The organism is Amycolatopsis sp. CA-230715 (genome assembly GCF_018736145.1).
In the GTDB taxonomy this organism is placed as follows: Bacteria; Actinomycetota; Actinomycetes; order Mycobacteriales; family Pseudonocardiaceae; genus Amycolatopsis.
The window spans coordinates 1,992,828-2,018,394 of record NZ_CP059997.1; the positions used below are offsets into that span (position 1 = coordinate 1,992,828).

The 25,567-nt window shown below is 70.7% G+C and carries 28 protein-coding genes; 18 read left to right on the forward strand and 10 right to left on the reverse strand.

Annotation, left to right across the window (positions count from 1 at the left end; genetic code table 11):
- Positions 1–81: 81 nt before the first annotated feature.
- The gene (locus HUW46_RS09460; protein WP_215546939.1) at positions 82–1,182 is read right to left on the reverse strand and encodes a DUF6545 domain-containing protein; all 1,101 of its coding nucleotides are present in this window, start codon (positions 1,180–1,182) and stop codon (positions 82–84) included.
- A 441-nt stretch (positions 1,183–1,623) separates the two neighbouring features.
- Between HUW46_RS09460 and HUW46_RS09465 the strand changes: the two genes are divergently transcribed.
- Positions 1,624–2,292, forward strand: coding sequence for a hypothetical protein (locus HUW46_RS09465; RefSeq protein ID WP_215546940.1), 669 nt, complete (start codon positions 1,624–1,626; stop codon positions 2,290–2,292).
- Positions 2,293–2,299: 7 nt separating this feature from the next.
- On the opposite strand, the gene HUW46_RS09470 is transcribed toward HUW46_RS09465, so the two are convergent.
- The gene (locus tag HUW46_RS09470) at positions 2,300–2,791 is read right to left on the reverse strand and encodes a helix-turn-helix domain-containing protein (protein ID WP_215546941.1); all 492 of its coding nucleotides are present in this window, start codon (positions 2,789–2,791) and stop codon (positions 2,300–2,302) included.
- A 242-nt stretch (positions 2,792–3,033) separates the two neighbouring features.
- Positions 3,034–4,341, reverse strand: coding sequence for a family 4 glycosyl hydrolase (locus tag HUW46_RS09475; RefSeq protein ID WP_215546942.1), 1,308 nt, complete (start codon positions 4,339–4,341; stop codon positions 3,034–3,036).
- 91 nt (positions 4,342–4,432) lie between these two features.
- Here HUW46_RS09475 and HUW46_RS09480 point away from each other — a divergent pair, with 91 nt between their 5' ends.
- The 7 genes from HUW46_RS09480 to HUW46_RS09510 all read left to right on the forward strand — a co-directional run bounded on the left by HUW46_RS09480 (position 4,433) and on the right by HUW46_RS09510 (position 9,763).
- Positions 4,433–5,491, forward strand: a complete 1,059-nt coding sequence (locus HUW46_RS09480) for a carbohydrate kinase family protein (protein ID WP_254125988.1) — start codon at positions 4,433–4,435, stop codon at positions 5,489–5,491.
- Between the two features lie 95 nt (positions 5,492–5,586).
- Positions 5,587–5,817, forward strand: a complete 231-nt coding sequence (locus HUW46_RS09485) for a hypothetical protein (protein WP_215546944.1) — start codon at positions 5,587–5,589, stop codon at positions 5,815–5,817.
- A gap of 62 nt (positions 5,818–5,879) precedes the next feature.
- On the forward strand, positions 5,880–6,743 hold the full coding sequence (locus HUW46_RS09490; protein ID WP_215546945.1) for an alpha/beta fold hydrolase: 864 nt from the start codon (positions 5,880–5,882) through the stop codon (positions 6,741–6,743).
- A 6-nt stretch (positions 6,744–6,749) separates the two neighbouring features.
- On the forward strand, positions 6,750–7,337 hold the full coding sequence (locus HUW46_RS09495; protein WP_215546946.1) for a TetR/AcrR family transcriptional regulator: 588 nt from the start codon (positions 6,750–6,752) through the stop codon (positions 7,335–7,337).
- Between the two features lie 63 nt (positions 7,338–7,400).
- Entirely contained in the window at positions 7,401–8,237 is an 837-nt protein-coding gene (locus HUW46_RS09500; RefSeq protein ID WP_215546947.1) for an alpha/beta fold hydrolase, read from the forward strand.
- Positions 8,238–8,279: 42 nt separating this feature from the next.
- Complete coding sequence (locus HUW46_RS09505) at positions 8,280–9,254, forward strand: helix-turn-helix transcriptional regulator (protein ID WP_254125990.1); 975 nt, start codon at positions 8,280–8,282, stop codon at positions 9,252–9,254.
- 125 nt (positions 9,255–9,379) lie between these two features.
- Complete coding sequence (locus HUW46_RS09510; RefSeq protein ID WP_215546949.1) at positions 9,380–9,763, forward strand: SgcJ/EcaC family oxidoreductase; 384 nt, start codon at positions 9,380–9,382, stop codon at positions 9,761–9,763.
- Positions 9,764–9,781: 18 nt separating this feature from the next.
- On the opposite strand, the gene HUW46_RS09515 is transcribed toward HUW46_RS09510, so the two are convergent.
- The 6 genes from HUW46_RS09515 to HUW46_RS09540 all read right to left on the reverse strand — a co-directional run bounded on the left by HUW46_RS09515 (position 9,782) and on the right by HUW46_RS09540 (position 14,339).
- Positions 9,782–10,618, reverse strand: a complete 837-nt coding sequence (locus HUW46_RS09515; protein ID WP_215546950.1) for a carbohydrate ABC transporter permease — start codon at positions 10,616–10,618, stop codon at positions 9,782–9,784.
- Positions 10,618–11,535 (reverse strand): carbohydrate ABC transporter permease, encoded by a 918-nt coding sequence (locus HUW46_RS09520; protein ID WP_254125992.1) that lies wholly within the window; start codon positions 11,533–11,535, stop codon positions 10,618–10,620. The genes HUW46_RS09515 and HUW46_RS09520 overlap by 1 nt, the downstream gene beginning before the upstream one ends.
- A 4-nt stretch (positions 11,536–11,539) precedes the next feature.
- Positions 11,540–12,808: an ABC transporter substrate-binding protein gene (locus tag HUW46_RS09525; protein WP_215546951.1), complete on the reverse strand. Its 1,269-nt coding sequence runs from the start codon at positions 12,806–12,808 to the stop codon at positions 11,540–11,542.
- Between the two features lie 79 nt (positions 12,809–12,887).
- Positions 12,888–13,508, reverse strand: coding sequence for a response regulator transcription factor (locus HUW46_RS09530; protein ID WP_215546952.1), 621 nt, complete (start codon positions 13,506–13,508; stop codon positions 12,888–12,890).
- Between the two features lie 229 nt (positions 13,509–13,737).
- Positions 13,738–14,076: a WXG100 family type VII secretion target gene (locus HUW46_RS09535; protein WP_215546953.1), complete on the reverse strand. Its 339-nt coding sequence runs from the start codon at positions 14,074–14,076 to the stop codon at positions 13,738–13,740.
- Positions 14,070–14,339, reverse strand: coding sequence for a WXG100 family type VII secretion target (locus HUW46_RS09540; protein WP_215546954.1), 270 nt, complete (start codon positions 14,337–14,339; stop codon positions 14,070–14,072). The genes HUW46_RS09535 and HUW46_RS09540 overlap by 7 nt, the downstream gene beginning before the upstream one ends.
- Before the next feature lie 267 nt (positions 14,340–14,606).
- Here HUW46_RS09540 and HUW46_RS09545 point away from each other — a divergent pair, with 267 nt between their 5' ends.
- The 8 genes from HUW46_RS09545 to HUW46_RS09580 all read left to right on the forward strand — a co-directional run bounded on the left by HUW46_RS09545 (position 14,607) and on the right by HUW46_RS09580 (position 21,474).
- The gene (locus HUW46_RS09545; RefSeq protein ID WP_215546955.1) at positions 14,607–15,776 is read left to right on the forward strand and encodes a chromosome segregation protein; all 1,170 of its coding nucleotides are present in this window, start codon (positions 14,607–14,609) and stop codon (positions 15,774–15,776) included.
- Between the two features lie 100 nt (positions 15,777–15,876).
- Positions 15,877–16,326: a universal stress protein gene (locus HUW46_RS09550; RefSeq protein ID WP_215546956.1), complete on the forward strand. Its 450-nt coding sequence runs from the start codon at positions 15,877–15,879 to the stop codon at positions 16,324–16,326.
- Position 16,327: 1 nt separating this feature from the next.
- Entirely contained in the window at positions 16,328–17,524 is a 1,197-nt protein-coding gene (locus HUW46_RS09555) for an adenylate/guanylate cyclase domain-containing protein (RefSeq protein WP_215546957.1), read from the forward strand.
- Between the two features lie 196 nt (positions 17,525–17,720).
- On the forward strand, positions 17,721–18,725 hold the full coding sequence (locus HUW46_RS09560) for an iron-sulfur cluster assembly protein (protein WP_215549766.1): 1,005 nt from the start codon (positions 17,721–17,723) through the stop codon (positions 18,723–18,725).
- The gene (locus HUW46_RS09565; protein ID WP_215546958.1) at positions 18,725–19,366 is read left to right on the forward strand and encodes a hypothetical protein; all 642 of its coding nucleotides are present in this window, start codon (positions 18,725–18,727) and stop codon (positions 19,364–19,366) included. Before HUW46_RS09560 ends, HUW46_RS09565 begins: the two co-directional genes overlap by 1 nt.
- A 71-nt stretch (positions 19,367–19,437) precedes the next feature.
- Positions 19,438–20,154: an HD family phosphohydrolase gene (locus HUW46_RS09570; protein WP_254125994.1), complete on the forward strand. Its 717-nt coding sequence runs from the start codon at positions 19,438–19,440 to the stop codon at positions 20,152–20,154.
- 166 nt (positions 20,155–20,320) lie between these two features.
- Positions 20,321–20,947: a DUF4190 domain-containing protein gene (locus tag HUW46_RS09575; protein ID WP_215546959.1), complete on the forward strand. Its 627-nt coding sequence runs from the start codon at positions 20,321–20,323 to the stop codon at positions 20,945–20,947.
- A 134-nt stretch (positions 20,948–21,081) separates the two neighbouring features.
- A complete protein-coding gene (locus HUW46_RS09580; RefSeq protein WP_215546960.1) occupies positions 21,082–21,474 on the forward strand; it encodes a DUF6221 family protein in 393 nt (130 codons plus the stop codon).
- Here the strand turns inward: HUW46_RS09580 and HUW46_RS09585 are convergent.
- A complete protein-coding gene (locus HUW46_RS09585; RefSeq protein ID WP_215546961.1) occupies positions 21,455–22,345 on the reverse strand; it encodes a LysR family transcriptional regulator in 891 nt (296 codons plus the stop codon). The genes HUW46_RS09580 and HUW46_RS09585 overlap by 20 nt on opposite strands.
- 99 nt (positions 22,346–22,444) lie before the next feature.
- Between HUW46_RS09585 and HUW46_RS09590 the strand changes: the two genes are divergently transcribed.
- Both HUW46_RS09590 and HUW46_RS09595 read left to right on the forward strand, forming a co-directional pair.
- Positions 22,445–23,647, forward strand: a complete 1,203-nt coding sequence (locus tag HUW46_RS09590) for an MFS transporter (RefSeq protein WP_215546962.1) — start codon at positions 22,445–22,447, stop codon at positions 23,645–23,647.
- Positions 23,648–23,888: 241 nt separating this feature from the next.
- Complete coding sequence (locus HUW46_RS09595) at positions 23,889–25,562, forward strand: flavin monoamine oxidase family protein (protein ID WP_215546963.1); 1,674 nt, start codon at positions 23,889–23,891, stop codon at positions 25,560–25,562.
- Positions 25,563–25,567 lie beyond the last annotated feature (5 nt).

The window sequence follows — 25,567 nt, forward strand, 5'->3', positions numbered from 1 at the left end:
GGCCGCGCCTTCGGCCCGGACCTCGCGGCACTCGGAGTTGTAGGCGGACGAGTCAGGGCGAACCGGAGGTGAACGAGCAGATCACCACGGGTGCCGCGCCCTGGCAGCGCAAATTTCGCCGCCCGATAAAGAACACCGCACCTGTGCGACCAACCCGCCATCGAAGGCGAGTGCGACCCCGGCGAGGAACTCCGCCTCGTCGCGCACCGTGCGGCAGACCGGCTCGCGGTGCTGCGCGCCGACCCGGACACCGGTGGTCCGCCTGCCCGCGGCGTACCCGTCCAGCCCGAGGGTGATCTCCGCCGCGACGCGCACCGCTTCGCGCTCGGCGACGCCGGCGCCCGCCGCCCGGCACACCCGGTCCACCGCGGTGGCGACCCCGGCGGGCACGTAGGGCAGGAGCCTGAGCCGCGCGTCCCTGATCTCGATGACCGCCCGGTACAGGCGGGTCCCCAGATCGGCGTCCCCGAGTCCACTGAGGACGATCTCGGGGAACGGAGCGGTGATCGTGCTCCGCAGGAACTCGATCTCCTCCAGCACCGCCTCCGCCCACTCCGCCAGCGGCGGGCGGGTGAAATCGGGGCGGCACAACAAGGTCGCGGCCAGTTCGGCGTCGTGCTCCCCCGCCTCGGCGAACGTGGTCCTGCCGAGCAGGCGCCGGATCAGCCCGTCCGTCAGGTGCGGCGCGACCGTGGCGCGGCAGAGCTCCGCCACGTCCTCTGGCACCGTGTGACCGTCGTGGCCGAGCATCAGGTGGGCGATCTCGTGGGCGACGATGTGCCTGCGGTGCACCGGGGTGGCGGTCTCCGGGTGGAGGATCACGTCGTGGCCGCGACGCGAGACGACCATCCCGGTCGGCGTGGTGCCCGCCAGATCGGCCGCCTTGACCTCGATCGGGCGCCCGCCCCGCATCGCCACGGCCCGTTCGACGAGTTCGGGGACGCCGAACTCCGCGGGCAGCGCGAACTCCCGCACGAACCGGTGGCACGCGTCGGCGGGCGAGGGGCGGCGGCGCTGCGGGATCATCCCGTCGCGGCGGCGGGTGGGGCGGCGTTCTCCCGGATCACCCGGTTCGAGCGAGGGCGGGGCGGGCGAGCGCCGCCATCGCACGCGTTCCGCCGTGCCGTCCGATCCCTCGCGACGCTGCGTCCAGTGGCGCTGCGTCCGGTCCTGTTCGCGCACGCGGATCGGCCCCTCACTCGGCGGACGGGCGGGCGCGCCCGAGCACCCGCGAGCGGGGAAACGGAACGACGCGCCGCCGTTGCGCACAGACCTCGCGGCCTGTGGTCCACGGACCGACCACGCCTCGGGCGCCGAGAGCGGGCCGCACGATCGAAGTTGACGTGAAGGCCATGCCTTCGATCAGCAGCGGTCAGTATAGCCGTACCGGGACTATCGTCAATGGACACCGAGAGCGCTTCCCCCAGCGCCAAGTCATCTGGACGCGCACGTCGATTCGCGCCCGGACCCGTTGCCGGGAAAGCGGATTATTACCCAGAATTGGCCGCGGCCGATGCGGACAACCCCATTGCCGGATACCGTGGCCGCGCGATATCGGTCAGAGTGATCACCGCAGTCGTGATCATCGAACACCTGATCCCGCTCGGTCCCCGAGGAAGGCCCATGTCATTCACCGGTAGTTTCGTTCTGGGGCGAGCCGAGCTGCCGTTGACCCGGTTCGAACCACTGCGGCGGTGGGACCCGGAGCTCGGCGGGATCGACGACGACGGCTGGCAGGTGCTCGCCATCGCCGCCCGCGCGACGCCGAGCCGGTGCGGCGCGGACACCTTCGGGCAGCTCCGCGCGATACGGGCGATGCTCGTCGTGGAGACGAGTGCCCCGGTGCTGGTCGCGACGATCGGCACCAGCGCGGTCGCGGTACTGGAGGCGTCCTCCCCGAACGGCGCGGACTGGGCCACCATGCTCTACGCCGCCGCGATGGCCCGCACGCTCGACACCTCGGCCATGCACGACGCGGACAACCCGGAAAGCGGGTTCGCCTCCCCCGAATACCTGGCGCCCGTTATCGCGAAATGGGCAGGCGAAACGGGGCGCCCCGCCGCGGACGCGCACCGCGTCGAAACCACCCTGAAGGAGCTCAACGAAAACAGCGGCCCGGCCGCGTGCAATTCGGCGGGCATCGGGGAAGGCGCCCTTTCCGAACCGGTCGCCGGTCTCATTCCCGCCACCGCCGAAGCGAAGGTCGCCCGATTGCTGGACTCGGCTGGGCTCGCGCCCGCACCACTGGCGGGGACGAAATGGGCGGTGGCCGCGGACGCCGTCCGGCACTGACAGTGGTTCAGTCCACTTCCCCGGCTGGCCCCGCGCCCTCGGTGACCGAGCGCAGCGCGGCCAGCAGCCGCGGCATGTCCTCCGGGCTCGTCGACGCGCGGTGGCCGAGCACCCGCAGTGCCATCGCGGCCTCGGGCCCCGCGGCCGCGATCGCCCTGATCGCGTCGATCTCGGCGTTGATGACCTTGCTCGCTTCGTTGTCGAAGAAGTAGCTCCCCGGCACGTCGAACAGCTCGGCCAGCCGCTCCGCCTTGTTCATCACCATGCCGTTGGCGACCGCGCCCTGTTCCAGTTTGCTGACGTACTGCCTGGTCACTCCGATGGCGTTCGCGACGTCTTCGAGGGTGTAGTAGTGCCGGGTGCCGTCCTCGTCCACCCGGCGCGGCACGGTGCGCCGGAGGTGGTTGAGCTTGATGCCGAAGATCTGCGCCGCCGTCCTGCCCTTGGCTCTGAGCTCGGACGAATCCGTGAACGGCAAGCCGTCCGATTGCGCGGACACGATCACCCCTTCTTTGGCCGCCGAGTCCGGTACCAGCGGCGAGACCGGAGAATGTTCGTTTCAGTTGACATGAGCACCGCAGTCTGTCCTATGCTGTGCACCGTCGATGTTAACTGGATATTCCATCCAGCGAAACCGCGGCACTGGGGAGAGCCGCCCGGCACGAGCCGGGATCCAGGGCTGGCGCGAGGAAGACCGTAACCCCCATGCGGTCGTTCCCCGCGTCAGCCCGCCTCCCCCGGTCAGTGCAAATAGGACAGTTGAGGGTGCGCGGCGCGGTAGCCGTCGAGGAGGCGGCGCGCCACGGCCACCGAATCGACGAGCGGGTGCAGCGCGAACGCCCGCACCGCGGCGTCGGCCGAACCGGTGGCCGCGGCCTCGATCACGGACCGCTCCACGGACTTGACCGCGTGGACCAAACCCAGCGCGTGACCGGGCAGCCTGCCGGCGCCGATCGGGCGGGCGCCGAACGCGCCGACCGCGCACGGCACCTCGACCACCGCGTCTTCGTCCACTCCGGACAGTGCGGTTCCGTTGCGCACGTTGAGGATCAGCGTCGTGCGCTCATCGCGGGCGATGGCGCGCATGAGCGCGATCGCGATCCGTTCGTACCCGCCGCCCTCGAGGTCTTCGGGGTCGCGCGCCTCGTCGCGCGCCTCGGCGAGGTAGGTGGCCTCGCGTTCGGCACGGGCGCGCTCCCACGTGCCCAGTCCGGGCGAGGCGTAGAACTCGCGCTGCTGCGCCAGCAGGACCGAGCCGCGCGAGGAAGTACCGTCACCGGCCGCGGCCACGGCTTCGCGCGGGGAATAGTAGTAGTGCAGGTATTCGTTCGGCACCGCGCCGAGCAGGCGCAGCCATTCCGCTCCGAAGAGCCTGCCCTCCTCGAACGTTTCCACCGCGGGCGAGGCGAGCAGCTCCGGCAGCACGTCGACCCCGCCGACGTGCACCCCGCGCAGCCAGCCGAGGTGGTTCAACCCGGCGTAGTCGAACCACGCGCCGTCCTCGGCGACGCCGATCGCCCTCGCCACCCGGCGGCACAGGCCCGCCGGCGAGTCGCAGATGCCGATCACCCTGCCGCCCAGCACCGGTGCCATCGCCTCGGTGACCATCCCGGCCGGGTTGGTGAAGTTGATGACCCACGCCCCCGGCGCCAGCTCGGCGATCCGGCGCGCCAGCTCGACCGCGAGCGGCACGGTGCGCAGGCCGTAGGCGATCCCGCCCGCGCCGACGGTCTCCTGCCCGAGCACGCCTTCGGCGAGCGCGACCCGTTCGTCGAACTGCCTGCCCCGCATCCCGCCGACCCGGACAGCCGAGAACACGAAGTCCACATCGGACAGTGCGGTGGCGAGATCGGTCGTGGTGGTGACCGAGGGCGCGCCTTCGGCACCGCGTGCCTGCTCGGCCAGCACGGTCGCGACGGCGGCGAGCCGTCCCGCGTCCACGTCGTGCAGCACCAGTTCGGTCACCACGCCCGCACCGCGTCCGGTGAGCAGCGCGGCGTGCACGAGCGGCACGCGGAAACCGCCGCCACCGAGGATCGCCAGCTTCATGCCCACCTCCACACCCGCTGGGAAACTTTGCCAAAGCCGGGCTCGGGGCGCATCCTCGTACCGGGACTTGATCAGCGTCCGGGAGGGGCACGTGACTGGTTCGGCGGACCCTCCGCACCCGGCGGATCTGGACGTCTTCCTGTCCGGGCTGCTGTTCTTCGATCTGGTCTTCACCGGTATGGACCAGCCGCCGGCACCGGGTACCGAGGTGTGGACGCGCGGGATGGGATCGGGGCCGGGCGGTATCGCGAACCTCGCCATCGCGCTGGCACGGCTCGGCCTCCGCACCTCGCTCGCCGCCGCGTTCGGCACCGATCTCTACGGCCGCTACTGCTGGGACGTGCTCGAACGCCAGGAAGGCGTCGACCTGTCGCGCTCGCGCCGGTTCCCCGGCTGGCACTCTCCGGTCACGGTGTCCCTCGCCTACGACCACGACCGCGCGATGGTGACGCACGGGCACGCGCCGCCGGTGCCGCTGACCGAGCTCACCGGCTCGCCGCCGCCGAGCAGGGCGACCGTGGTGCACATCGGCAGGGACACCGAGGACTGGGTTCGGCAGGCGCACGCCGCGGGCAGCATGGTCTTCGCCGACGTCGGCTGGGACCCGTCCGAGGAATGGGCACCGGAGCTGCTCGACCAGCTCGCCTGCTGCCACGCCTTCGTGCCGAACCGCGTCGAGGCGATGCGGTACACCAGGACGGACACCCCGGAAGCGGCGCTGGCCGCGCTCGCGGAACTGGTGCCGGTCGCGGTGATCACCTGCGGCGGCGAGGGCGTGCTCGCGACCGACGCCACCACCGGGGAATCCGCGCGGGTCCCCGCGCTGCCGACCGACGCGCTCGACGCGACCGGGGCCGGTGACGTGTTCGGCGCGGGATTCGTCGCGGGCACGCTCGCCGGATGGCCGCTGCCGCAACGGCTCCGGTTCGCCTCGCTCACCGCGGCACTGTCGGTGCAGCAGTTCGGCGGCGGCCTCGCCGCACCGGGCTGGGCCGAGATTTCCCGCTGGCACCGGGAAAACCGGCGTCCCGACTTCGCCTTCCTCGACGACGTGCTGCCCACGCGGAACGCGATTTCGTGCGATACCGCGGCCAGGCGGGCGCAGGCGACGATCGGGTTCGGCGGCAAAGCCGTCGAACCGTGGCACTGAGCGCCCGCACCGATCCCGCCCGTGATCGTCAGCGTCGTGTAAGCGGCGCCTGCTGTGCTTGTTCCCCGAGTTCCTCTCGAACGAAAAGAGCGAGCATGACCAAGTTCCGGACCCGATCGGCCGCTGTCGCCCTCGCCGCGGCGGCCGCCTTCCTGACCGCGGGCGGCGTGGCGGGGGCCACGACGGCAGGCGCCGAAGGGATCGTCCGCCACGGCCCGTTCCCGGCCAAGTCCACCTGCGAAAGCCTGCGCAAGGCGTACCCACTGACCCCGGAGCCGTGCTACTCCACCGGCGGGCAGTGGTACTTCGACCAGTACCTGTTCTGATCGACATTTACATACATACTGCCTGTATGTAATCTGGGGCCATCCGATCCGAGGAGGGCACCATGCTCGAACGCACCGGTCAGGCCCGGCTGGGCCAAGGCACGCTGGACTACGTCGAGGCCGGCTCCGGCCGCCCCGTGGTGTTCGTGCACGGACTCCTGGTCAACGCGGATCTGTGGCGGGCGGTGGTACCCGGCGTCGCCGAAGCCGGGTACCGCTGCCTCGCCCCCGACTGGCCGCTCGGCTCGCACCGCACGCCGATGGCGGCGCACGCGGACCTGACCCCGCCGGGCGTGGCGAAGCTGATCGCCGAGTTCCTCGCCGAACTGGACCTGCGCGACGTGCTGCTGGTGGCCAACGACACCGGCGGCGCGATCACGCAGATCCTGATGGCGAACCACCCGGAGCGGATCGCGGGCGTCGTGCTGACGCCGTCGGATTCGTTCGAACACTTCTTCCCGCCGATCTTCGCGCCGCTCCCCCGCATCGCGCGGATCCCCGGATCGATGCGGGTGCTCGCGGCGGCGTTGCGCAACCGGTTCCTGCGATCACTCCCGCTCGCGTTCGGCTGGGTGGCGAAGCGCCCCGTGCCGCTCGACGCGGTGCACTCCTACATCGACCCGGTGTGGGAGTCGGCGCAGGTGCGGCGCGATCTGGGCAAGTTCCTGCGCGGAGTGGACAAGCGGTACACGCTCGAAGCGGCGGAGAAGCTGCGCGGGTTCGACCGCCCGGTGCTGCTGGCGTGGGCCTCTGAGGACCGGCTCTTCCCGATTTCGCTGGCACGGCGGCTTTCCGCGGTGCTGCCGGACGCCACCGTGACCGAGATCGGCGACAGCTACACGTTCGTCCCCGAGGACCGCCCCGACACGCTGAGCGCGCTGATCACCGGGTTCGCGGCGGAAAGGGTCTTCGCCTTGGCAGACTGACGTGCCATGCGCCGCAGTCAGCAGGATCGCTCCAGCAGCACCAGGTCGGCATTGACCACCGCGGGCCGTGCCCTGTTCGCCGCGCGCGGCTACCACGCGGTGCCGACCGACGAGATCGTGCGCACCGCCGGTGTCACGCGCGGCGCCCTCTACCACCACTTCACGGACAAGAAGGACCTCTTCCGCGCCGTGGTGACCGAAGTGGAAGCGGAGTTCACCGCGAAGGTCAGCGCCGAGGCGGACTCCGCGCCCGATCTCGCCAGCGGGGTGTTCGCCGCGCTGAAGGCGTTCCTCGATCTCTGCGCGGAACCCGAGATCCGGCAGATCGCGCTGACCGACGCCCCCGCGGTGCTCGGCTGGGACGACTGGCGCGCCATCGAAGCCGAGCACGGGCTCGGGGTGCTCACCGACACGATCACCCGCGCCGTCGAAGAAGGACTGCTGTCACCGCAACCGGTCGACGTGCTGGCCAGGCTCGTGCTCAGCGCACTCAACGAAGCGGCGCTCCTCATCGCCGCCGCCGAAGACCCGGCGCAGGCGAGGGCGGACGCCGAGCGCGCGCTCGGTTCGTGGTTCGCCGGACTGCTCGCCTAGCGCGCGTCCATCCCCAAGTTTCGGGGGATCCGCGATCGGTGCGGGTGGCCCAGCATCGACGGCATGACTCCGACCTTCGTCTTCGTCCACGGTTCCAACGGAAGCGCCCGCAACTGGGCGTCGATCCAGCGCGAGCTCGCGCTGCTCGGCCACCGCGGCCTCGCCGTCGACCTCCCCGGCCACGGCGCCGGGGCCGGGTTCACCGCGGCTTACCAAGCGCCGCAGGACATCGAGGCCTTCGCCACCGCGCCGTCGACCATGGCGCTGGTGACGCACTCGGACCTGGTCGCGCACGTGATCGGCGTGGTGCGGCGCGTCCGCGAACACGGCCCGGTGGTGCTCGTCGGCGCCAGCCGGGGCGGCCTGGTGCTGACCGCGGTCGGCAACGCGGTGCCCGAGCTGCTCGACCGGCTCGTCTACATCTCGGCGTGGTGCTGCGTGGACCGGACGGTTCCCGAGTACCTGGCGATGCCCGAGTTCGCCGCGACCGAGCTCGGCGCCTTCGGGTCGCTGATGGTCGGCGATCCCGAGGTACTCGGCGTCACGAGGTGGAACTGGCGCACCGCGGACGCCGAAGTGCTCGCCGGGATGAAGAAGGCACTCCTCGCCGACGGCACCGACCAGCAGTTCCTCGCGATGCTCAACGGGTTCGAACCGGACGAGATCGCCGACTTCGGCACCGACGTGATCGATCCGGCCACGTGGGGTCGGGTCCCGCACACCTACCTCCGGCTGACCGAGGACCAGGCGATGCCGCCCGCGATGCAGGACCTGCTGATCAAGCAGGCCGACGCGCGCACCCCGGGCAACCCGTTCGAGGTGCACTCGCTCGCGTGCAGCCACGCCGGTTTCGGCCTCTCCGGTCGCGCGCCCGAGGTCGCCGCCATCCTCGCCGGGTGAACCCCGTTGCCGCCGGGGCGAAGGCGGAGAAGACTCGGGCGCGTGGACCGGTCAGGGGAGCTTCGCGAGTCGGCCCGGTGCGGCGGGGACGGCCTGGGAGAGCTGCTCTCCCAGGCGATCGCGCCCGTGGTCGCGCACGACGCGCTGCGCTTGGTCGGCACGACCCCGGCGGCGGCGTTCGACGCGGGATCGTTCAGCTTCTGGCACGGGTACGACCCCGCGTTCGGGTTGGCGCTGCTGCACCGCGCCTACGCGGGCGACTACCCGCTGCCGTTGCCGAAGCTCGCCGCGCGCCAGGTCCCGGGCGGGGTCATGGGCCCCGCCTCGCACGGTGTCGGCAGCGCGCTGACACTGGCGCTGCGGGACGGCAAGGGCGTGTGGGGAGTGCTCGAACTGGTGCGGGCGGAAGGCGGCAGCCCGTTCGACGAGGACGACGTGACCACGGCGGCACGCCTCACCCGGCCGCTGCTGGCCGTGCTGCGCGAGCACGTCACCTCGGGTCCGCTGGTCCCGTCCGCGCCGAGGCTCACGCCGGGGGTGCTCATCGTCGGCGCCGATCACCGGGTGCGGGCCACCACGCCGCAGGTTTCGTTGTGGCGCAAGCAGTTCCGGGCGACCTCCGACTTCACCGGCACCGCTTACTGCACCGGGCTGTCGCTCCAGGCGCGCCGGCACGCCGCCGACCCGCGCAGCGGCCAGCCGCTGGTCTGCGGGCCGCCCGCGAGCCACGGCCGGTGGGTCGCGTGCCACGGCCAGCCGCTCGAAGGCAGCGGGGAGGTCGCGATCGTCGTGCGGGCGGCCACCCGCGACGAGCTGCTCCCGTCGTTCTGCGCCTGGTACGGCATCACCGCGCGCGAGCAGCAGGTCCTCGCACGGCTGCACGAAGGCGGTATGCCCAAGCAGATCGCGCGCTCGCTCGGGCTGTCCGTGCACACCGTCAACGACCACCTGAAGTCCGTGTTCGGAAAGACCGGCGCCCGCGGCCGCGACGAGCTGATCGCCGCCACCTCCGGCTGAGCGCGATATACCCAAGAGTGGGGGATCCTCTTCGCCGCGCTCCTGCCGGGGCTCGCCCGCTAGCGATTCCTTTCCGGTGCCCGCGCGGTCTACCTGTCCGGAAGCACTCGGAGGAAGGGAAGACCATGACCGACGAAGCAGCGGTGCGCGCGGTGATCGACGGGATCTACGCGGCGTGGGGGCGCAACGACGCGGACGAGTTCGTCAGCGCCTACGCCGAGGACGCGACCGCGACCCTGCCCGGCTCGTTCCTCGACGGGCGGGAAGCCGTGCGGGCGACGATGGAAGCGCTCTTCGCGGGCGACGGCAAGGGCACGAAGGGGGTGGCGGAGATCCGGCGCGTGCGGTTCCCCCGCGAGCACACGGCGGTGGTGAACACCACCAGCGCGACCATCCCGGCGGGCGCGGCGGAACCGCCCGCCACCGGGTGGGCGTTCGACACCTGGGCACTGTCCGAACGCGACGGTCACTGGCTGGTGGACGCCTACCACAGCTCCCCCGGCGCCTGACCGCGCCAGGCGGCCCGCTCAGCGCAGGCTCAGCGGGCCGCCTCGCATGATGCCGCCGACCACCCTGCGCGCCAGCACCAGGAAGACCGCGATCACCGGCAGCACGCCGATCGTGGCGCCGGTGAGCATCAGCGAGTAGTCCGTGAAGTACCCACCGGCCAATGTGGACAGTGCGACCTGGACGGTCGGGCTGTCGCTGGGGTTGAGCACGATCAGCGGCCAGAAGAAGTCGTTCCACGCGGTCATGAACGACAGCATCGCGAGCACGACCGCGTGCGGCCGGATGGCGGGAACCGCGACGTGCCAGAAGGTGCGCAGCAGCGAGCACCCGTCGACGCGCGCGGCGTCCACCAGTTCCCCCGGCACCGCTTCCTCGCACGCCTGCCGCATCCAGAACACCGCGAAGGCGTTGACCAGCGCGGGCACGATGAGCGCTTCGAGCCTGCTGTACCAGCCGAAATCGCTGACCACGATGTACAACGGGATCACGCCGAGCTGCGAGGGCACCATCGCGGTGCCGAGCACCACGAGGAACAGCGAGTTCCGGCCGGGAAACCGCAACCGCGCGAACGCGAACCCGGCGAAGCTCGCGAGCACCACCGTCGACACCATCACCGTGGTGGACACGATCAGGGAATTGCCCAGCGCGAGCCAGAAGTCGGCCTTGTCGAACACCGCCTCCACGTTCTCGAAGAGGTGCCCGCCGGGGACGAGCGGCGGCGTCTTCTCCCCGATCGCGGAGTTGTCGCGCGAGGACACCACGAACGACCAGTACAGCGGGAAAACCGAAGCGACGGTCACCGCGACGAGCAGCGCGTAGACGAGCGGGCCCGGCCCTCGGCGTGCGCGCGCCATCAGCCGCGCCCCGCGATCCGGCGGACGAGGGAGAAGTTCAGCAGCGCGCAGCCCGCGCACACCACGAACAGCACCCACGAGATCGTCGCCGCGTATCCGGCGTCGAGCGAGGCGAAACCCTTCTCGTACAAGTACATCGCGACGGTCTGGAACTGCCGCTCGTTCCCGCCGATCCCCTTCGTCCCCGAACTGTCGAACAGCTGCGGCTCGGCGAACAGCTGCATCCCGGCGATGGTCGCCACCACCACGGTGAACACGATCGTCGGCCGGATCGAGGGCACCGTGACCGACCAGAACGTGCGCCACCGCGACGCGCCGTCCAACTCCGCCGCCTCGTAGAGCTCGACCGGCACGGACCGCATCGCCGCCAGGTACAGCAGCGCGTTGTAACCGGTCCAGCGCCACATCACCATCAGCGCGACCGCGAAGTGCGAGGACCAGCGGTGCGACTCCCACGACACGGGATCCGCGCCGAAGAGCCCGAGCAGCCAGTTCACCACCCCGAAGTCGCGGCCGAAGAGCTGGCCGAACACGAGCGCGACCGCCACCACCGACACCACGTTCGGCAGCAGCACCACGGCGCGCCACGCGCTCGCCGCCCGCAGCGGCCGGTTGAGCAGTGCCGCGAGCCCGAGCGCGGAAAGCAGCTGGGGCACCGTCGAGAGCACGAAGATGCTGACGGTGTTGAACAACGCGTTGTAGAAGTTGGGGTCGCCGAACAGCCTGGCGTAGTTCGCGAGCCCGGCGAACCCTTCGTCGCCGCCGATGAGCTGCCAGTGGTGCAAGGACATCCACAGCGTGCTCAGCAGCGGGTAGAGCCCGAACACCGCGAACAGCACGAAGAACGGCGCGATGAACAGGAACGGGGTGACGCGGGCGTCGAACCGCGCACCGATCACCCGCCAGCGCCCCGCCACGCGGTCAGTGCGCGGACACGGCGGCGCGGGATTCGTTCACCGCCTGCTGCCACGCGTCGGGGAGGCTCTGCTTGCCCTCTTCGACGCGGCCGAGCGCCTGCCCGAACGGCGGGCGCGCGTCGGCGTCGGCGAGACCGCGGTAGTTCGGCCGGACGTGATCGGCCGCGGTGGCGAACAGCTTGCCGACGGGGGCACCGCTGAAGTACGCGTCGGTGTGCGCGAGCACCGAAGGGTCGGAGTACACCGCGGGCTCGCTCGGCAGGATGTTCTTGCGCTCGAACAGCTTCTTCTCCTGTTCGGGCGCGGTGAGCCAGCGCGCGAGGTCGTAGGCCTCGCGCTGGTGCGCGCCCTGCGCGGGCACGGTGAGGTACGAGCCGCCCCAGTTGCCACCGCCGCCGGGCACGCTCGTCACGTCCCACTTCCCGGCCAGCCCGGTGCCGCCCGCCTCCTGGATCTGCGTCAGCATCCAGGCGGGGCAGGTCATCGTCGCGAAGCTGCCCTGTTTGATCGCGACGTTCCACGGCTGTGTGAAGGTGGTGACCTTCGCGGTGCGGCCCGCCGCGCCGATCCCGCCCGCGAGGTCGAACGCGTGCTTGACGGCCGGGTTGCGGTCGGCGATGAACGCGTCGTCGGCCCTGGCGAAGTAGTTCTCGTCGGACTGGTTGAGCATCGCGGTGTAGATGGTGCCCGCGGAGTCCGCGAAGGCGACACCCGGCGATTTCTGGCTGAACCTGGCCGAAACGTCGGCGAAGGCCTCCCAGGTCGGCCAGAGCTTCGCGACCTGCTCGCGGTCGGCCGGCAGCCCGGCGGCGGCGAAGAGGTCCTTGCGGTAGCACATCGCGAGGCTGCCCATGTCGGTGCCGAGCCCCATCACCTTGCTCCCGGCGAGCCCCTGGTCCCACTTCCACGGCGTCCACTGGCCGCGCAGGTCGTTCGCGCCGAGCGCCGCCAGATCGGCGAACTTGTCCGGGGTCTGCCGGAACCGGGGCATGTACTGCTCTTCGATCGCGACGACGTCGGCGGCGCCCCGGTTCGCGGCGAGCTGGGTGACGAGTCCCTTGTGGTGCGCGTCGAAATCGGTGACCCTCGGCTCGATCTTGATCCCGGGGTGCTGCGCCTCGTATTCGGAGAACAGGGATTCGTACCCGAATTCGCCGAAGGTCGCGACGCTGAGCTTGATCTGGTCCTGCCCCGACGCCGAGCACCCGCCGAGCACGAGCGCCGCCACGACGGAAGCGGCGAAAGCGGTGTGGCGCGGCCGGGTGAATCGCATGAATGCCCCTAGGTCGTCGGCTTTCCCTCAGCCCCCGTGCCGATCTTGCCGCACCGGGCCCCCGCGAGCCACGCCCGGGTCAGATCATTCCGGCGCGCAGCGCGTAGGCCACCGCGTGCGGCCGGTTGCGCAGCTTGAGCCTGCTGGTCAGCGCGTAGATCACGTTCTTCACGGTGCGCTCGGAGTAGCAGAGCTTGTCGGCGATCTCGGCGGTGTCCCAGCCGTCGGCCATCAGCCGCAGCACGTCGACCTCGCGAGCGCTGAGCCCGGACGGGTCGATGCCGCGCGGGGCGAGCACCTCGCGCTGGAGCCGCTGGACGTGCTTGAGCAGTTCACCGAGCAGGTCGCTCGGCATCACGCCGCCGCCCTCGGCGGCCGCGACGACGCTGGAGACGAGGCGGTCGCCGGTCGCCGCCGCCCTCGGCAGCACCGCGACCACGCGGCACTCGACCGCGGTGAGCAGATCCGATTCCTTCAGGTCCGAGGTGACCAGCACCTTCGGCACCACCGCGCCGCTGCCGCCGCGCAGCAGCGCGACCGTCTCCGAGGTGACCTTGTCGATCGCCACCACCAGCACGTCGGTCTCGCTCAGCTCGGCCTGGGGCACGACGAGCATCTCCGGCCTCGACTTGAGGTAGCTGGTGATCCCGGCCAGCGTGATGGGGTCCGAAGCCTGCACCGCGACTCGCACGCGTTCCATCTGGTACCTCCCGCACTCAATGTCACCAGCACCGTCTGGCGCCAAGTGTGCGAGAGCCGACTTCACGATGTCTCTACGGAGCCTTCAGACGGGCGCGAAAGCCGTGAAGTCGGCGGGTTTTCCCAGGTCGCGAATCCGGTTGGAGAATCGCAGTTCACTCGAATGGAGTAACGCGGCGGTGGTGGGCGGCCCTCCCTGGCCCGTCGCCCGCCACCGCCGCGGCACCCGCTCAGCGGCCGTCACCCGCCCACATCGTGACGCCCGTGCTCTCCGCCTGCTGGCACCCCGCGGAGATCTCCGACAGCGCGTCGTCCGCCCGGCGCAGGCACACCCGCATCCCGGCCGCCGCCGCGTCCCAGCTCGCCTTGCACTCCTCGTACGCGGCGCGCGCCTCGCCGCTCCACTCCCCCATGCCCTCGCGCGCCTCGCGGTCGAGTTCGGCGAGGAGCGCGCGGATCTCGTCGGTGGCGCTCGCGACGGACTCCCGCGCCTGCTCTGCCATCGGGAAGCGGAGGCGATCGGCGGGCACCGCGATCTTCCTTTCCTGGCGGGACGAAACGGTCAGCACGAAGACGCCCCGCACGGGCCCGCGGCCCTGGTGCCGCCGAGCACCAGCGCCATGCGATCGAGCTCGGCGACCACGATCTCCACCTGCCGCGCCCAGTCGTCCATCGCCTGACCGAACTTCGGCGCGGCCATCCCCCTCCAGGTGCTCCGCAGAGCAGCCAGTTCCGCGCCGACCGCGCCCAGCCTCGCCGTCGCCGTCGCCGACGCCGTTTCGAACCGCCCGCACACCGCGTGCGTCCCCGGCGCGCTGTCGTCGAGCGCCATCGCGGGCCTCCTCCGTGGTGTCCGAACCGACTCGCGAATTCTGGCGCCGGGGGCGAGGGCGCGAAAAGAACTCGGCGACGTTCCTGCCCGAACCGCCCCTGAACGTTGCCTCGATCTCCCCGAGAGCACGTCAGAAGCCTTTAGTGACCACAGGTGACCGCGCACTCACCCGGTCGCGGGAGCCCGCACGCGATGGTCCCGGCCGGGTCGCCGGGCCGGTCACGATGCAGACATGACCGTGCCGGTCCGAACGGCTAGGCTTTCGGCATGAGCCTTGGCGACGAACGGGAGCTTGTACCGCTGGGCGCCGGCTTCGACCTGACGAAGCGCGGCTACAACCGGGGTCAGGTCGACGAGCATCTGGAGCGGCTGGACGCCGATCTGAAGCTCCTCACCGCCGACCGCGACGCCGCGATCGCGCAGGCGGGCGACCTGGCGAGGCAGCTCGAACTCTCCCGCACCGAAATCGACGACCTCCGCGGCCAGGTCGACCGGCTGGCCCAGCCGCCGACGAGCCTCGAAGGGCTTTCCGAGCGCCTGCAGCGCATGCTGCGGCTCGCGCAGGACGAAGCGGCCGACACCCGCGCCCGCGCCGAAGCCGAGGCGGGCCACATCCGCGCCAAGGCGGAGACCGACGCGAGCGCCATGCGCGCCCGGTACGAGCAGCTCCTGACCGAGCTGGACGCGCGCCGCAAGGAGATGGAAGCCGAGCACCGCAAGGTGCTGGAGACCGCGCGCGCCGAGGCCGAGAAGATCACCAGCACGGCCAAGGAGGAGCGCGACCGGCTCGACCGCGAGTCCGAGCAGCGCCGCACGCAGGTCGAAGAAGACTTCGAGATCGCGATGGCGGCCAGGCGGACCGAGGCCATGCGCGTGCTCGCCGAGCAGGAGGCCACCAGCAAGGCGGAGGCCGAGCGCCGGGTCCGCGAGGCCACCGAGGAGGCCGCGGCGATCCGGAAGAAGGTCGCCGAGGAAGAGGCCACCGCCACCGACGAGATCGAACGCAGGCGCCGCGACTCGGTCGCCGACGCGAACCGGCGCAAGCAGGAGTCCACGACCGAGGCCAACGCGCGCATCGCCGAAGCGTCCGACGAGGCGCACCGGAGGGTCCGCGAGGCGACCGAGGAGTCGAACCGCCGGATCAACCAGGCCGCCGAACGCGTCGAAGCGCTCCGTTCGCTGCGCTCGGCGATCGCTGAGCAGATCGCCTCGGCGCGCGGTGTGCTGGCCGAGGCGACGGCCGCGCTCGGCGACGCCGCACCCGCGGTCGAGCCACTGCCGCAGGAGAAGACCGGCGCCACCGCGGTGAAGCCGCCCCAGAAGACGCAGGCGAAAACCTCGCAGAAAGCCCCGCAGAAGACGCCGTCGCCGTCACCGGTCCAGCGCGGGGGCAACCGGTCGAACGGCACCTCGGCAGCGAAACCGACTGGCGAGTAACCTCTAGCCCCAACCGGGTCGCAGGCGACCGCGCCGGGGCTCTCCACCCGCGTGGATGCTCCTGCGGCCACCAGGTCAGACACCTTGCTGGAGGATTTCGATGGCCGCCTACCAGACCGTCGTCGTAGGGACCGATGGGTCGGAGTCGTCGTTCGCGGCGGTGGACAGGGCCGCGAGTGTCGCGAGCGACGCCGGTGCCACCCTCGTGATCGTCTGCGCGTACTACCCGGCGAGCAAGCACGACGTCGAGAAGGCGCAGGACGTGCTCCGCGACGAGGCCTACCAGGTCGTCGGCTCGGCACCGGCCGAAGACACCCTGCAGAGCGCGCGCGACCGCGCCGTGAAGGTGGGCGCGACCCAGATCGAGACCGTGCCGGTGGTCGGCGCGCCGGTCGAGGCGCTGCGCGACACCGTCACCGAGCGGTCGGCGGACCTGCTGGTGGTCGGCAACCGCGGGCTCAACACCCTCGCCGGGCGCATCCTCGGCTCGGTGCCCTCGGAGGTCGCCCGGAAGTCGGGCGTCGACGTGCTGATCGTGCACACCACCTGAGGTGGTCGCGGACGACGCCGACCCGAGCGCGCTCCAGCAACGGCTCGAGCGGATCCTGCTCGGCGGGAAGCGCAAGTACACGCGGCTCGAGGTCGCCGCGAAGGCGGGCGTGCCCGAGGAGCGCTCGCGGCGGCTGTGGCGCGCGCTGGGCTTCGCGACCGTCGGAGACGACGACGTGGTCTTCACCGACGCCGACGTCGACGCCATGCGCACCGCCGACCAGCTCGTCCAGTCGGGCCTGGTGGAGCCGAGCGTCGAGGTGTCGGTGACCCGTGCGCTCGGGCAGCACCTGTCCAGGCTCGCCGAGTGGCAGGTGCACATGCTCTGGACGCTGATCACCGAGAACGCGGAAGTGGGGGCGGACGAACGGCAGATCGCCAAGCTCGTCGACCGCGTGCTCCCCGAGCTGGAGCAGGTGCAGAACTTCGTGTGGCGCCGCCACCTCGCCGCGTACGCGGGGCGGGCGCTGGCCGCGCCGGACGAGGACCTCGAAGCGCGCACCGAGGTGGTCGGGTTCGTCGACATGGTCGGGTACACGCGGCTGACCCGCCAGATCGACGACACCGAGCTGAGCGACGTGCTGGAGCGGTTCGAGGCGCTCGCCACCGAGGTGATCGCCGAGCACCGCGGCAGGGTGGTCAAGATGATCGGCGACGAGGTGCTCTTCGTCGCCGATTCCGCCGTCGACGGCGCGGAAATCGCGCTCGCGCTGACCGAACGGACCGCCGAGGACGACGGGCTGCCCGCAGTACGAGCCGGGCTGGCCTCGGGGCGCATCCTGAGCCGGTTCGGGGACGTCTACGGCTCTGTCGTGAACCTCGCGAGCAGGCTCACGTCCGTGGCGAGGCCCGGCACGATCCTGGTGGACAAGGAGCTCGCCGGCGAACTCGACGGCGACGACCGGTTCGAACTGCGCGGCAGGCGGCCCGTTTCGGTCCGCGGCTACCACCGGCTCCGGCCGTCCGCTCTGCGCAGGGCGAGTGCGCGGCCGAGCGGAATGTTCGCCAGTTCGCAACACCTCGCCGCGGAAATGCTCGGGATCGCCGGGGACACCGGTGATCCGGAAGACGCCATCGACGATCCCGACGCGCGCGCCGATGACGCCGCCGCACCAGATGTTTCCGACGCGGGAACGAAAACACCCAGCGGAGAAGGGCGGTCACCGGCACCCGCCGGACGACGGCGCCGACGCCGCTGAATGGGCCATTCCGAACGCGGCACCCAGCCGACGAATACTGTCCGGAGTCATTTCCGGGTGGGGAGTTTCCCCCGAATTCCTTATTTTCACGGCATGGCCGAGAGCGTAAGGTAACTAGCCGCACTCAAACAGACACTCTGAGTATTGGATCATGCCGTGATGCCATGCCGAGGTGTCACGATCAGGAGGTGACCTGGTGGCGGCGGATGCCAAGGGGCTCCGCAGTAACCCGCTTCAAGAGCTCTTCTGGACCAGAACGGGACTACTGCTCCTGATCTTGGTCGTGGTGTCGGGCGGCAGCCTCGCACTCGCCAGCGTGATGGACCCCGGTGGCGGCAAAACCCTCGTCACCTCACTCGGGACCGGCACGATGATCTCCGCGATCGTCGGCTTCGGCCAGACACTGATCACCGCCACCGCGTCGCAGCGCGCCATGGTGTCCCCGGTGATCGAGGAGAGCAGGCGCGCGCTGCGGGAGCTCAGCGACGAGTACCGGTCCTTGAACAAGGAGTTCTTCCCCACCAACGTGTTCGAGGCGACCACCGACCCCGACCCCGCGTTCAACCACCTGCTGATGGAGGACCTCCACGCGACGCGGCAGGTCTTCTTCCGCGGGTTCTCCGGCCGGTACGCGGCGGCGCGCCTGCTCGTTTCGCAGGCGGAATGGGAGCTGCGCGCGGTGATCGCCGATCCCAAGGACGCCACCACCATCAGCGGCAGGGCGCGCTACCTGCTCCGCAGGGCGGGCGCGGACGCCGACGCGGACGCGATCTCCGCGCGGCTGCACGACGAGATCTGGATGGGGCTCGTCGGGCTCTACCTCGCGCGCAGCCGGTGCATCCGCGCCGACATCACGGTGGTCACGGACCCGCCGGTGGACCGGATGGAAATGTTCGACGAAAGCGTGTGGATCACGCTCTACAGCGATGTCGGCGGGGCGCCCCAGCTCTACCCGCGCACGCTGCGATTCTCCGAAGGGTCCTTCATCTACAACATGGAACGCGCCGAATTCCTGCGCATCTGCCGCGCGCGGACCGCGCGCCACTTTCTCATCACCCCGGACACCACGAGGGAGGAGTTCTCGGCGATCTTCCACAAGATCACCGGCGCGACCCTTACGCCGAAACGGTTCCAAGACCTGGAGGCGAGATTCCACGGTTTCCGCCAGGAATTCTCGACCGCCGCCGAACTGGAGGGCTGATGCTCGTGCGCAGGCAGACATCCGTTCTCGGCAGCCTCGCCGAGGACATCAGGCACACCGGGGCGCGGCGTGAAAGGTGGCAACTCACCTACGCGCCCTTTCGGAACTGGGTGGACACCGCGGGCCTGCGCACGCGGTTGCGCTCGCACCTCAACGATCTCTCCCCGAGCGAGGCGGCCGCGGTGGCAGGCAGATCGCGCGAGACCACCACGCATTTCGCGTGGTGCCTCTACCTCGACCCGGACGCGGAGTTCTCGTTCTGGTTGCACGAGTACAAACCGCAGAAGGACTGGCGGGCGGGGTACGCCGATTCCGTGCACAACCACCGCTACCACTTCTGCACGGCGATACTGAACGGCGGTTACCTGCACGAGCGCTACGACGCCGAAATCGATCCGGCGGCGGGCCTGGTCACCTCGACCGTGCTCCAGCGCAGCGACCAGTGCGCCGCGGGTGAATCGGGGGTGCTGCTCGCCAGCGAATTCCACCGGATCCCGAAAGCGCTCGACGGGACCATGACCTTCTTGATCAAATCGCGGCCGGTCTACGACTGGAGCCTTTCCTACGACCCGTCGACGGGGGTGAGTCATCGACACGTCCCGGTGGAGACCCGCTTGGGGGAGCTGACCCAGCGGATCTAGACCGGCTATAGCGACTTGCGTTTACCATCTCTGCACCCGCCTGTGTCGCACGGCTGGGATCGGAGAGGTCGATGCATGCCCACCAGAATGTCCAGGTAACCACCACCGAACACCAGGTCATCGCCGCATTTCCCACGGTGGGGAACGCGGCGTTCTCCGCGGTCGAGCGCCGCGTACGGGATCTGTGCCTCCGGTACGCCGACCGGCTGCCCTTCCACGGTTGGCACCACGTCAATTTCGTCAGGTCGAAGGCGGCCGCGTTCGCCGCGGCCAACGGCGCGGACGTGTCGGTGGTGCAGACCGCCGCGCTGGTCCACGACGTGAACTACCTCGTCCGGCGCAACTCGCCCGCGTCGGCGGGGCGCAGCCTGAGAATGGACGTGCTCGCCGAATCCGGGGTGGACGCCGAAACCGCGAAGTGGATCGACGAAATCGTCGACGAAGCGGAAATGTGCTCGCGCCACCGCGATATTTCCTTGGAGGCGCAAGCGCTCAGCGACGCCGACACGCTGTTCAAAGCGCTGCCCATCACCCCCGTCATGCTCGCGCACCGCTATCTCGAAGAAAACGGGCTGAGCCTGCGCGCGCTCGCCGACAAGATCGTCGGGGAGCAGAGCGGGATCCACGACGACGGGTACTACTTCTACAACCCCGACGCCGCCGCCACCTATTCGCGGTGGGCGATGGCGAATCTGGAGCTGTGGCGGTGCATCCAGGAATCGGTGGCCGATCCGGTTGTCGAGGATCTCCTCGACGCCGTCGCCGCGGTGGACGCCGCTGCTTCCTGACCGGTGCCCGCGAGTCGAAGGTAACGATTCGGTCGGCAGTGCCCCCGGTGCCGGTAACGGCGCCCGCGCGGACAGCGAAAGGCTACGCGTGCGGTGCCGTTCCGCCCGGTATTCCCGCCGGGCTCGGAAATGAGGAGCGCCGCACTTCACTCGCGAAAGGGCACCGATGAGCACAATTCCACAGCATCCGCCGCGTGAGGACGCGCCCGTCACCCAGCCCAAGAACGGGCTCGGCACGGCCGGTTTCGTACTCGGCCTGGTGGGGCTGGTGTTCTCGTTCATCCCGATCATCGGCGTGGTCGCCTGGCCGTTGGTGATCATCGGGCTGGTGCTCGCCGCCGTTGGTTTCTCCCGCGCCCGCAAGGGCATGGCCAGCAATTCGGGAATCGCGATCGCGGGTGTCGTCCTTTCGCTCGCCGGTCTGATCGTCTGCATCGTGTGGGCGGCCGCGTTCAAAAACGCCGTGGACGAACTCGACGCCAGCAGGCTGCACTTCGGCCAGGAGGTCCAAGGTGGACAGACGGTTGAATTCCTGGTGACCACGGACAAGCAGGCCACGGTCAAGGTCAACGATTTTCCGGACAGCAAGGACGAGGTCGTCCAGCCGGGTGCGGACTGGCACCTGAAAGCGGGTTTCAAGGGCGGTATGCACGCCTTCACGCTGTCGGCGACCGCGGTGAACAGCAGTGAGCACGCGAACATGACCTGCAAGATCGTCGTCGACGGAAAGACGCTGAAGGAAGACAAGAGCCAGCTCGGCCTTCCCGCGCTCTGCTCCGCGTCGATCGGGTGAGCCACCACGTTGTGCCGCGCGGTGGCTCCGCTCGCACCAGGCCGCCGCGCGACGTAACGAAACACGCCGCTCCCGCGTCTTCCCATTCGGACGAGTCCGCCGCCACGGCCACGGCGGACACGGGAGGACCTGGAATGGATGATCTTGTCGCGTTCCTGGACGCGCGGATAACCGAACGCCAGGCCGTCCTCATGCGCGCGGTCACCAAGCGGAAATCGGGTGAGGCGATCGTGCGGGAGGAGGGCAGCGTGCTCGTGGAAGCGCGCATCCGCAGCCTCAACGGCGTCGAGCTGGACGCGGTGCACCGCATGGTCGACGAGCTGGAATCGGCGCGCCGGATCTGCCACGAGCACCGCACCACCGTCACCGAGCGGGTGCCCGGCTTCCCGGTGCACGGCGGCGACTACTGGTGCCAGACCTGCCACGTGCCCAGCGACGATCCCGGCTCGAACTGGTGCCTGACGCTGCGCCTGCTCGCCGCGCCGTACGCCGACCACCCGCAGTACGTCAGCTCGTGGCGGCCCTGAGCGACGGCAGCAGGTCCAGCAGCGCGACGGCCGCCTGCGACGGCTCGCGGTCGCGGGCGAGCACCACCACCTGCTCCCTGCCGATCGCGGGCTCCGTCGGCACCCCCGCCACCCGCTCCCCCGCCGTCCGCAGCGCCAGCGGGGGCAGCAGGGCCACGCCGAGCCCGGTGGCCACCAGCTCCACCTGATCGGTGATCGTGTCGACCTCGCAGCAGATCCGGCGGCGCAGGCCCGCTTCGCGGGTCGCCCTGTCGATACTCGCCCGCAGCGCGGAATCGGCACGGTACTCGACGAAATCGGCGTCGCCGAGCTCGGCGATCCGCACCTTGGCGCGATGGGCCAGCGGGTCGTTCGCGGCCACCGCCAGCACCAGCGACTCGGAGCCGAGCCGGTGGGCGCGCACGCGGTCGGCGTCCGGGCCGAGCGGCCGGTCGACGAAGGCGAGATCGAGTTCGCCGGTGACCGTGGCGTGCACCAGCCCGCGCACGCTGTCGTGGCGCACCCGCAGCCCGACCGCGGGATGCCGCCGGTGGTACCGGGTCAGCACGGCGGGCAGGTCGACCATGCCGAGCGTCTGGATCGCGCCGACGGTGAGCGTGCCGCGCAGGAGCCCGTGCACCCCGGCCACCGCGTCGCGGCCCGCCTCGGCCGCTTCCACCGCGCGGCGGGCGGCGGGGAGCAGCGCCCGCCCCGCCTCGGTCAGCTCGACGCGGCGGGTGCTGCGCACGAACAGGTCACCGCCCAGCTCGCGTTCCAGCGCCCTGATGGACGAGGACAGGCTCGACTGGGTCAGGTGCAGGTCGCCGGCGGCCTTCGTGAAGTGCCGCCGCTCGGCGACGGCGAGGAAGTGGGTGAGCTGGCGAAGCTCCATTCAGTGATGGTACCGATGAGTGCGCCCGGAATTATGCGTTGGCATCACTGGGCGGGCGAGCCGCACACTGGAGGCATCCGATCTCGAAGGAGCCCCGCCATGACAGTCACGGCGAACGCGGCCGTAGCCACCCGGCCCCTCGCCGCGGTCGCCGCCGTCGGGTACGCGTTCGCCGCGACCATGACCGGCACCACGCTCCCCACCCCGCTCTACCCGCTCTACCAGCACGAACTCGGTTTCGGCACGCTGCTCACCACGGTCGTCTACGCGGTGTACGCGGCGGGCGTGCTCGCCACGCTGCTGCTGTTCGGCAGGGCGTCGGACGGGGTGGGCCGCCGCCCGCTCCTGCTCGCCGCGATCGCCGTCTCGGCGGTCAGCGGGCTGGTGTTCCTGGCCGGGCCGTCGCTGCCCGTGCTGTTCGCGGGGCGGATCCTGTCCGGGTTCTCCGCCGGGCTGGTCACCGCGGTGGCCACGGTGGCGATGGCCGAACTCGCCGGGCCCGCGCACCGCGCGAAGGCCACCCTGGCCGCGACCGCGGTCAACATGCTCGGCCTCGGCTGCGGCCCGCTGCTGGCCGGGCTGCTCGCCGACCACGCGCCGTCGCCGCTGCACCTCCCGTTCGCCGTGCACCTCGCGCTGCTGGTGCCCGCCGCGGTGCTGGTGTGGCGGCTCCCGGAGACCGTTACGCCGGGGCCGTGGCGCGCCGCGCTGCGCCCGCAGCGGCCCGCGGTGCCCGCCGCCGTCCGCGCGGCGTTCGTGCCGTCGGCGATCGCGGTGTTCGCCGCGTTCTCGGTGTTCGGGCTGCTGACCGCGATCGCCCCGGCGTTCCTGACGACGGTCCTGCACCGGCCGGGGCACACCCTCGCCGGGCTCCTGGTGTTCGCGATGTTCGCCGGGTCGACGCTGAGCCAGCTCGCGTCGTACCGCTGGCACGCCCGGCTGGCGCTGCCCGCCGGCTGCCTGGTGCTGGTGCTCGGCCTCGCCGGGCTCGCCACCGCGCTGGGCACCGAGTCGCTGCCGGTGCTCGCGGTGAGCGCGTTCGTGATCGGGGCGGGGCAGGGGCTCAGCTTCCGGGCCGGGATGGCCGCGATCACCGAGCACTGCCCGGCGGACCGGCGCGCCGAAACCGTTTCGGCGTTCACCGTGGTGGCCTACGCGGGGATCTCGGTGCCGGTGATCCTGGTCGGCGCCGCGTCCGCGCTGTCCGGCCTGCCCGCGGCGGCGACGGCGTTCACCGGGGTGACCGCCGCGCTCGCACTCGGCGCGCTGTTCGCGATACGGCGGATCCGCACACCCCGATGACCCCATTCGCTTTCTTTCGGGGGCTGGAGTAATCGGTAGGGGTCATTAGGGGCTTGCTCGCCGAGAACGCCGGAACATACTCTTTTTCCAGCCCATGCTGGCCGATGACCTGCAACGACGCGGTGCGGCGTGCACGGTCGACTCATCGGCGAACTGAATTTCGCCGGTCGTGCGATGGCCATTGGCGCCATGCGCATTCGAATGCGCGGACCACGATTTCCGCGACGGCAAGGGGGACACGATGGGCGCGGCAGGCAGCGAACTTCCCTCCTCCGCCCCGATCACGATGTTCGGGCCGGACTTCCCGTTCGCCTACGACGACTGGCTCGCCCACCCCGCCGGGCTCGGCAGCATCCCGGAACGCCACCACGGCACCGAGGTCGCGGTGATCGGCGGCGGGATCGCCGGGCTGGTCGCGGCGACCGAGCTGCTGAAGCTCGGCCTGCGCCCGGTGGTCTACGAGGCCGAGCAGCTCGGCGGGCGGATGCGGTCGGTGTCGTTCGACGCCCACCCCGGGGCCGTCGCCGAACTCGGCGCGATGCGCTTCCCGCCCGCCGCCACCGCGCTCTACCACTACCTCGACACGGTCGGCCTGGACACGGCGCCGTTCCCGAACCCGCTCTCCGCGTGCACGCCCAGCACCGTGGTCGATCTCAAGGGCGTTTCGCACTACGCGCGCACCCCGGTCGAGCTGCCCAGCATCTACCAGCAGGCGTCCGACGCGTGGGACAAGGCGCTCAACGAAACCGCCGAGCTGGCCGCGATGGACGACGCCATCCGCCGCCGGGACGTGCCGACCATGAAGGCGATCTGGAACCGGCTCGTTCCCCAGCTCGACGACCAGTCCTTCTACGGCTTCCTCACCAGCACCTCGGCGTTCACCTCGTTCCGGTACCGGGAGATCTTCGGCCAGGTCGGTTTCGGCACCGGCGGCTGGGACACCGACTTCCCGAACTCGATGCTGGAGATCCTGCGCGTGGTCTACACCGGCGCGGACGTCGACCAGCGGCGCGTCCTCGGCGGCAGCCAGCAGCTCCCGCTCCGGCTCTGGGCGCACGAACACCCGGACCCCGCCCACTGGCCGTCGGGCACCTCGCTGGCCTCGCTGCACCCCGGCGGGCACCGGCCCGCGGTGACCAGGCTCAGCCGCACCGCGCGCGGGTTCACCGTCGAAGACGCCGACCACCGGATCGGCACCTATCCCGCGGCGGTGTTCGCGGCGCAGAGCTGGATGCTGCTGTCCAAGATCGGCTGCAGCGAAGCGCTCCTGCCCGCGTCGCACTGGACCGCGGTGGAACGCACCCACTACATGGGCTCGTCGAAGCTGTTCGTGATCACCGACCGGCCGTTCTGGCTCGACGCCGACCCGCACACCGGGCGCGACGTGCTGAGCATGACGCTCACCGACCGGCTCCCCCGCAGCGTCTACCTCTTCGACGACGGGCCCAACCGCCCCGGCGTGATGTGCCTTTCCTACACCTGGAACGACGATTCGCTGAAACTCGCCGCACTGTCCACAAAGGAACGTCTCGACGTCATCCTGGCTTCGCTCGCGCAGATCTACCCCGGCGTGGACATCCGGTCGCACATCATCGGCACCCCGATCACGGTGACCTGGGAGACCGAGCCGTACTTCCAGGGCGCGTTCAAGGCGAACCTGCCCGGCCAGTACCGGTACCAGCGGCGGCTGTTCACCCACTTCATGCAGGACGAACTGCCGCAGCACCAACGCGGGCTCTTCCTCGCCGGCGACGACATCTCGTGGACGGGCGGGTTCGCCGAGGGCGCCGTGACGACCGCGCTCAACGCCGTATGGGGCGTGCTGAACCACTTCGGCGGCGCCACTCCCGCCGACAACCCCGGCCCTGGTGACCTCTTCCCCGCGCTCGCCCCGATCGAACTGCCCGAGGACTGAGCGCT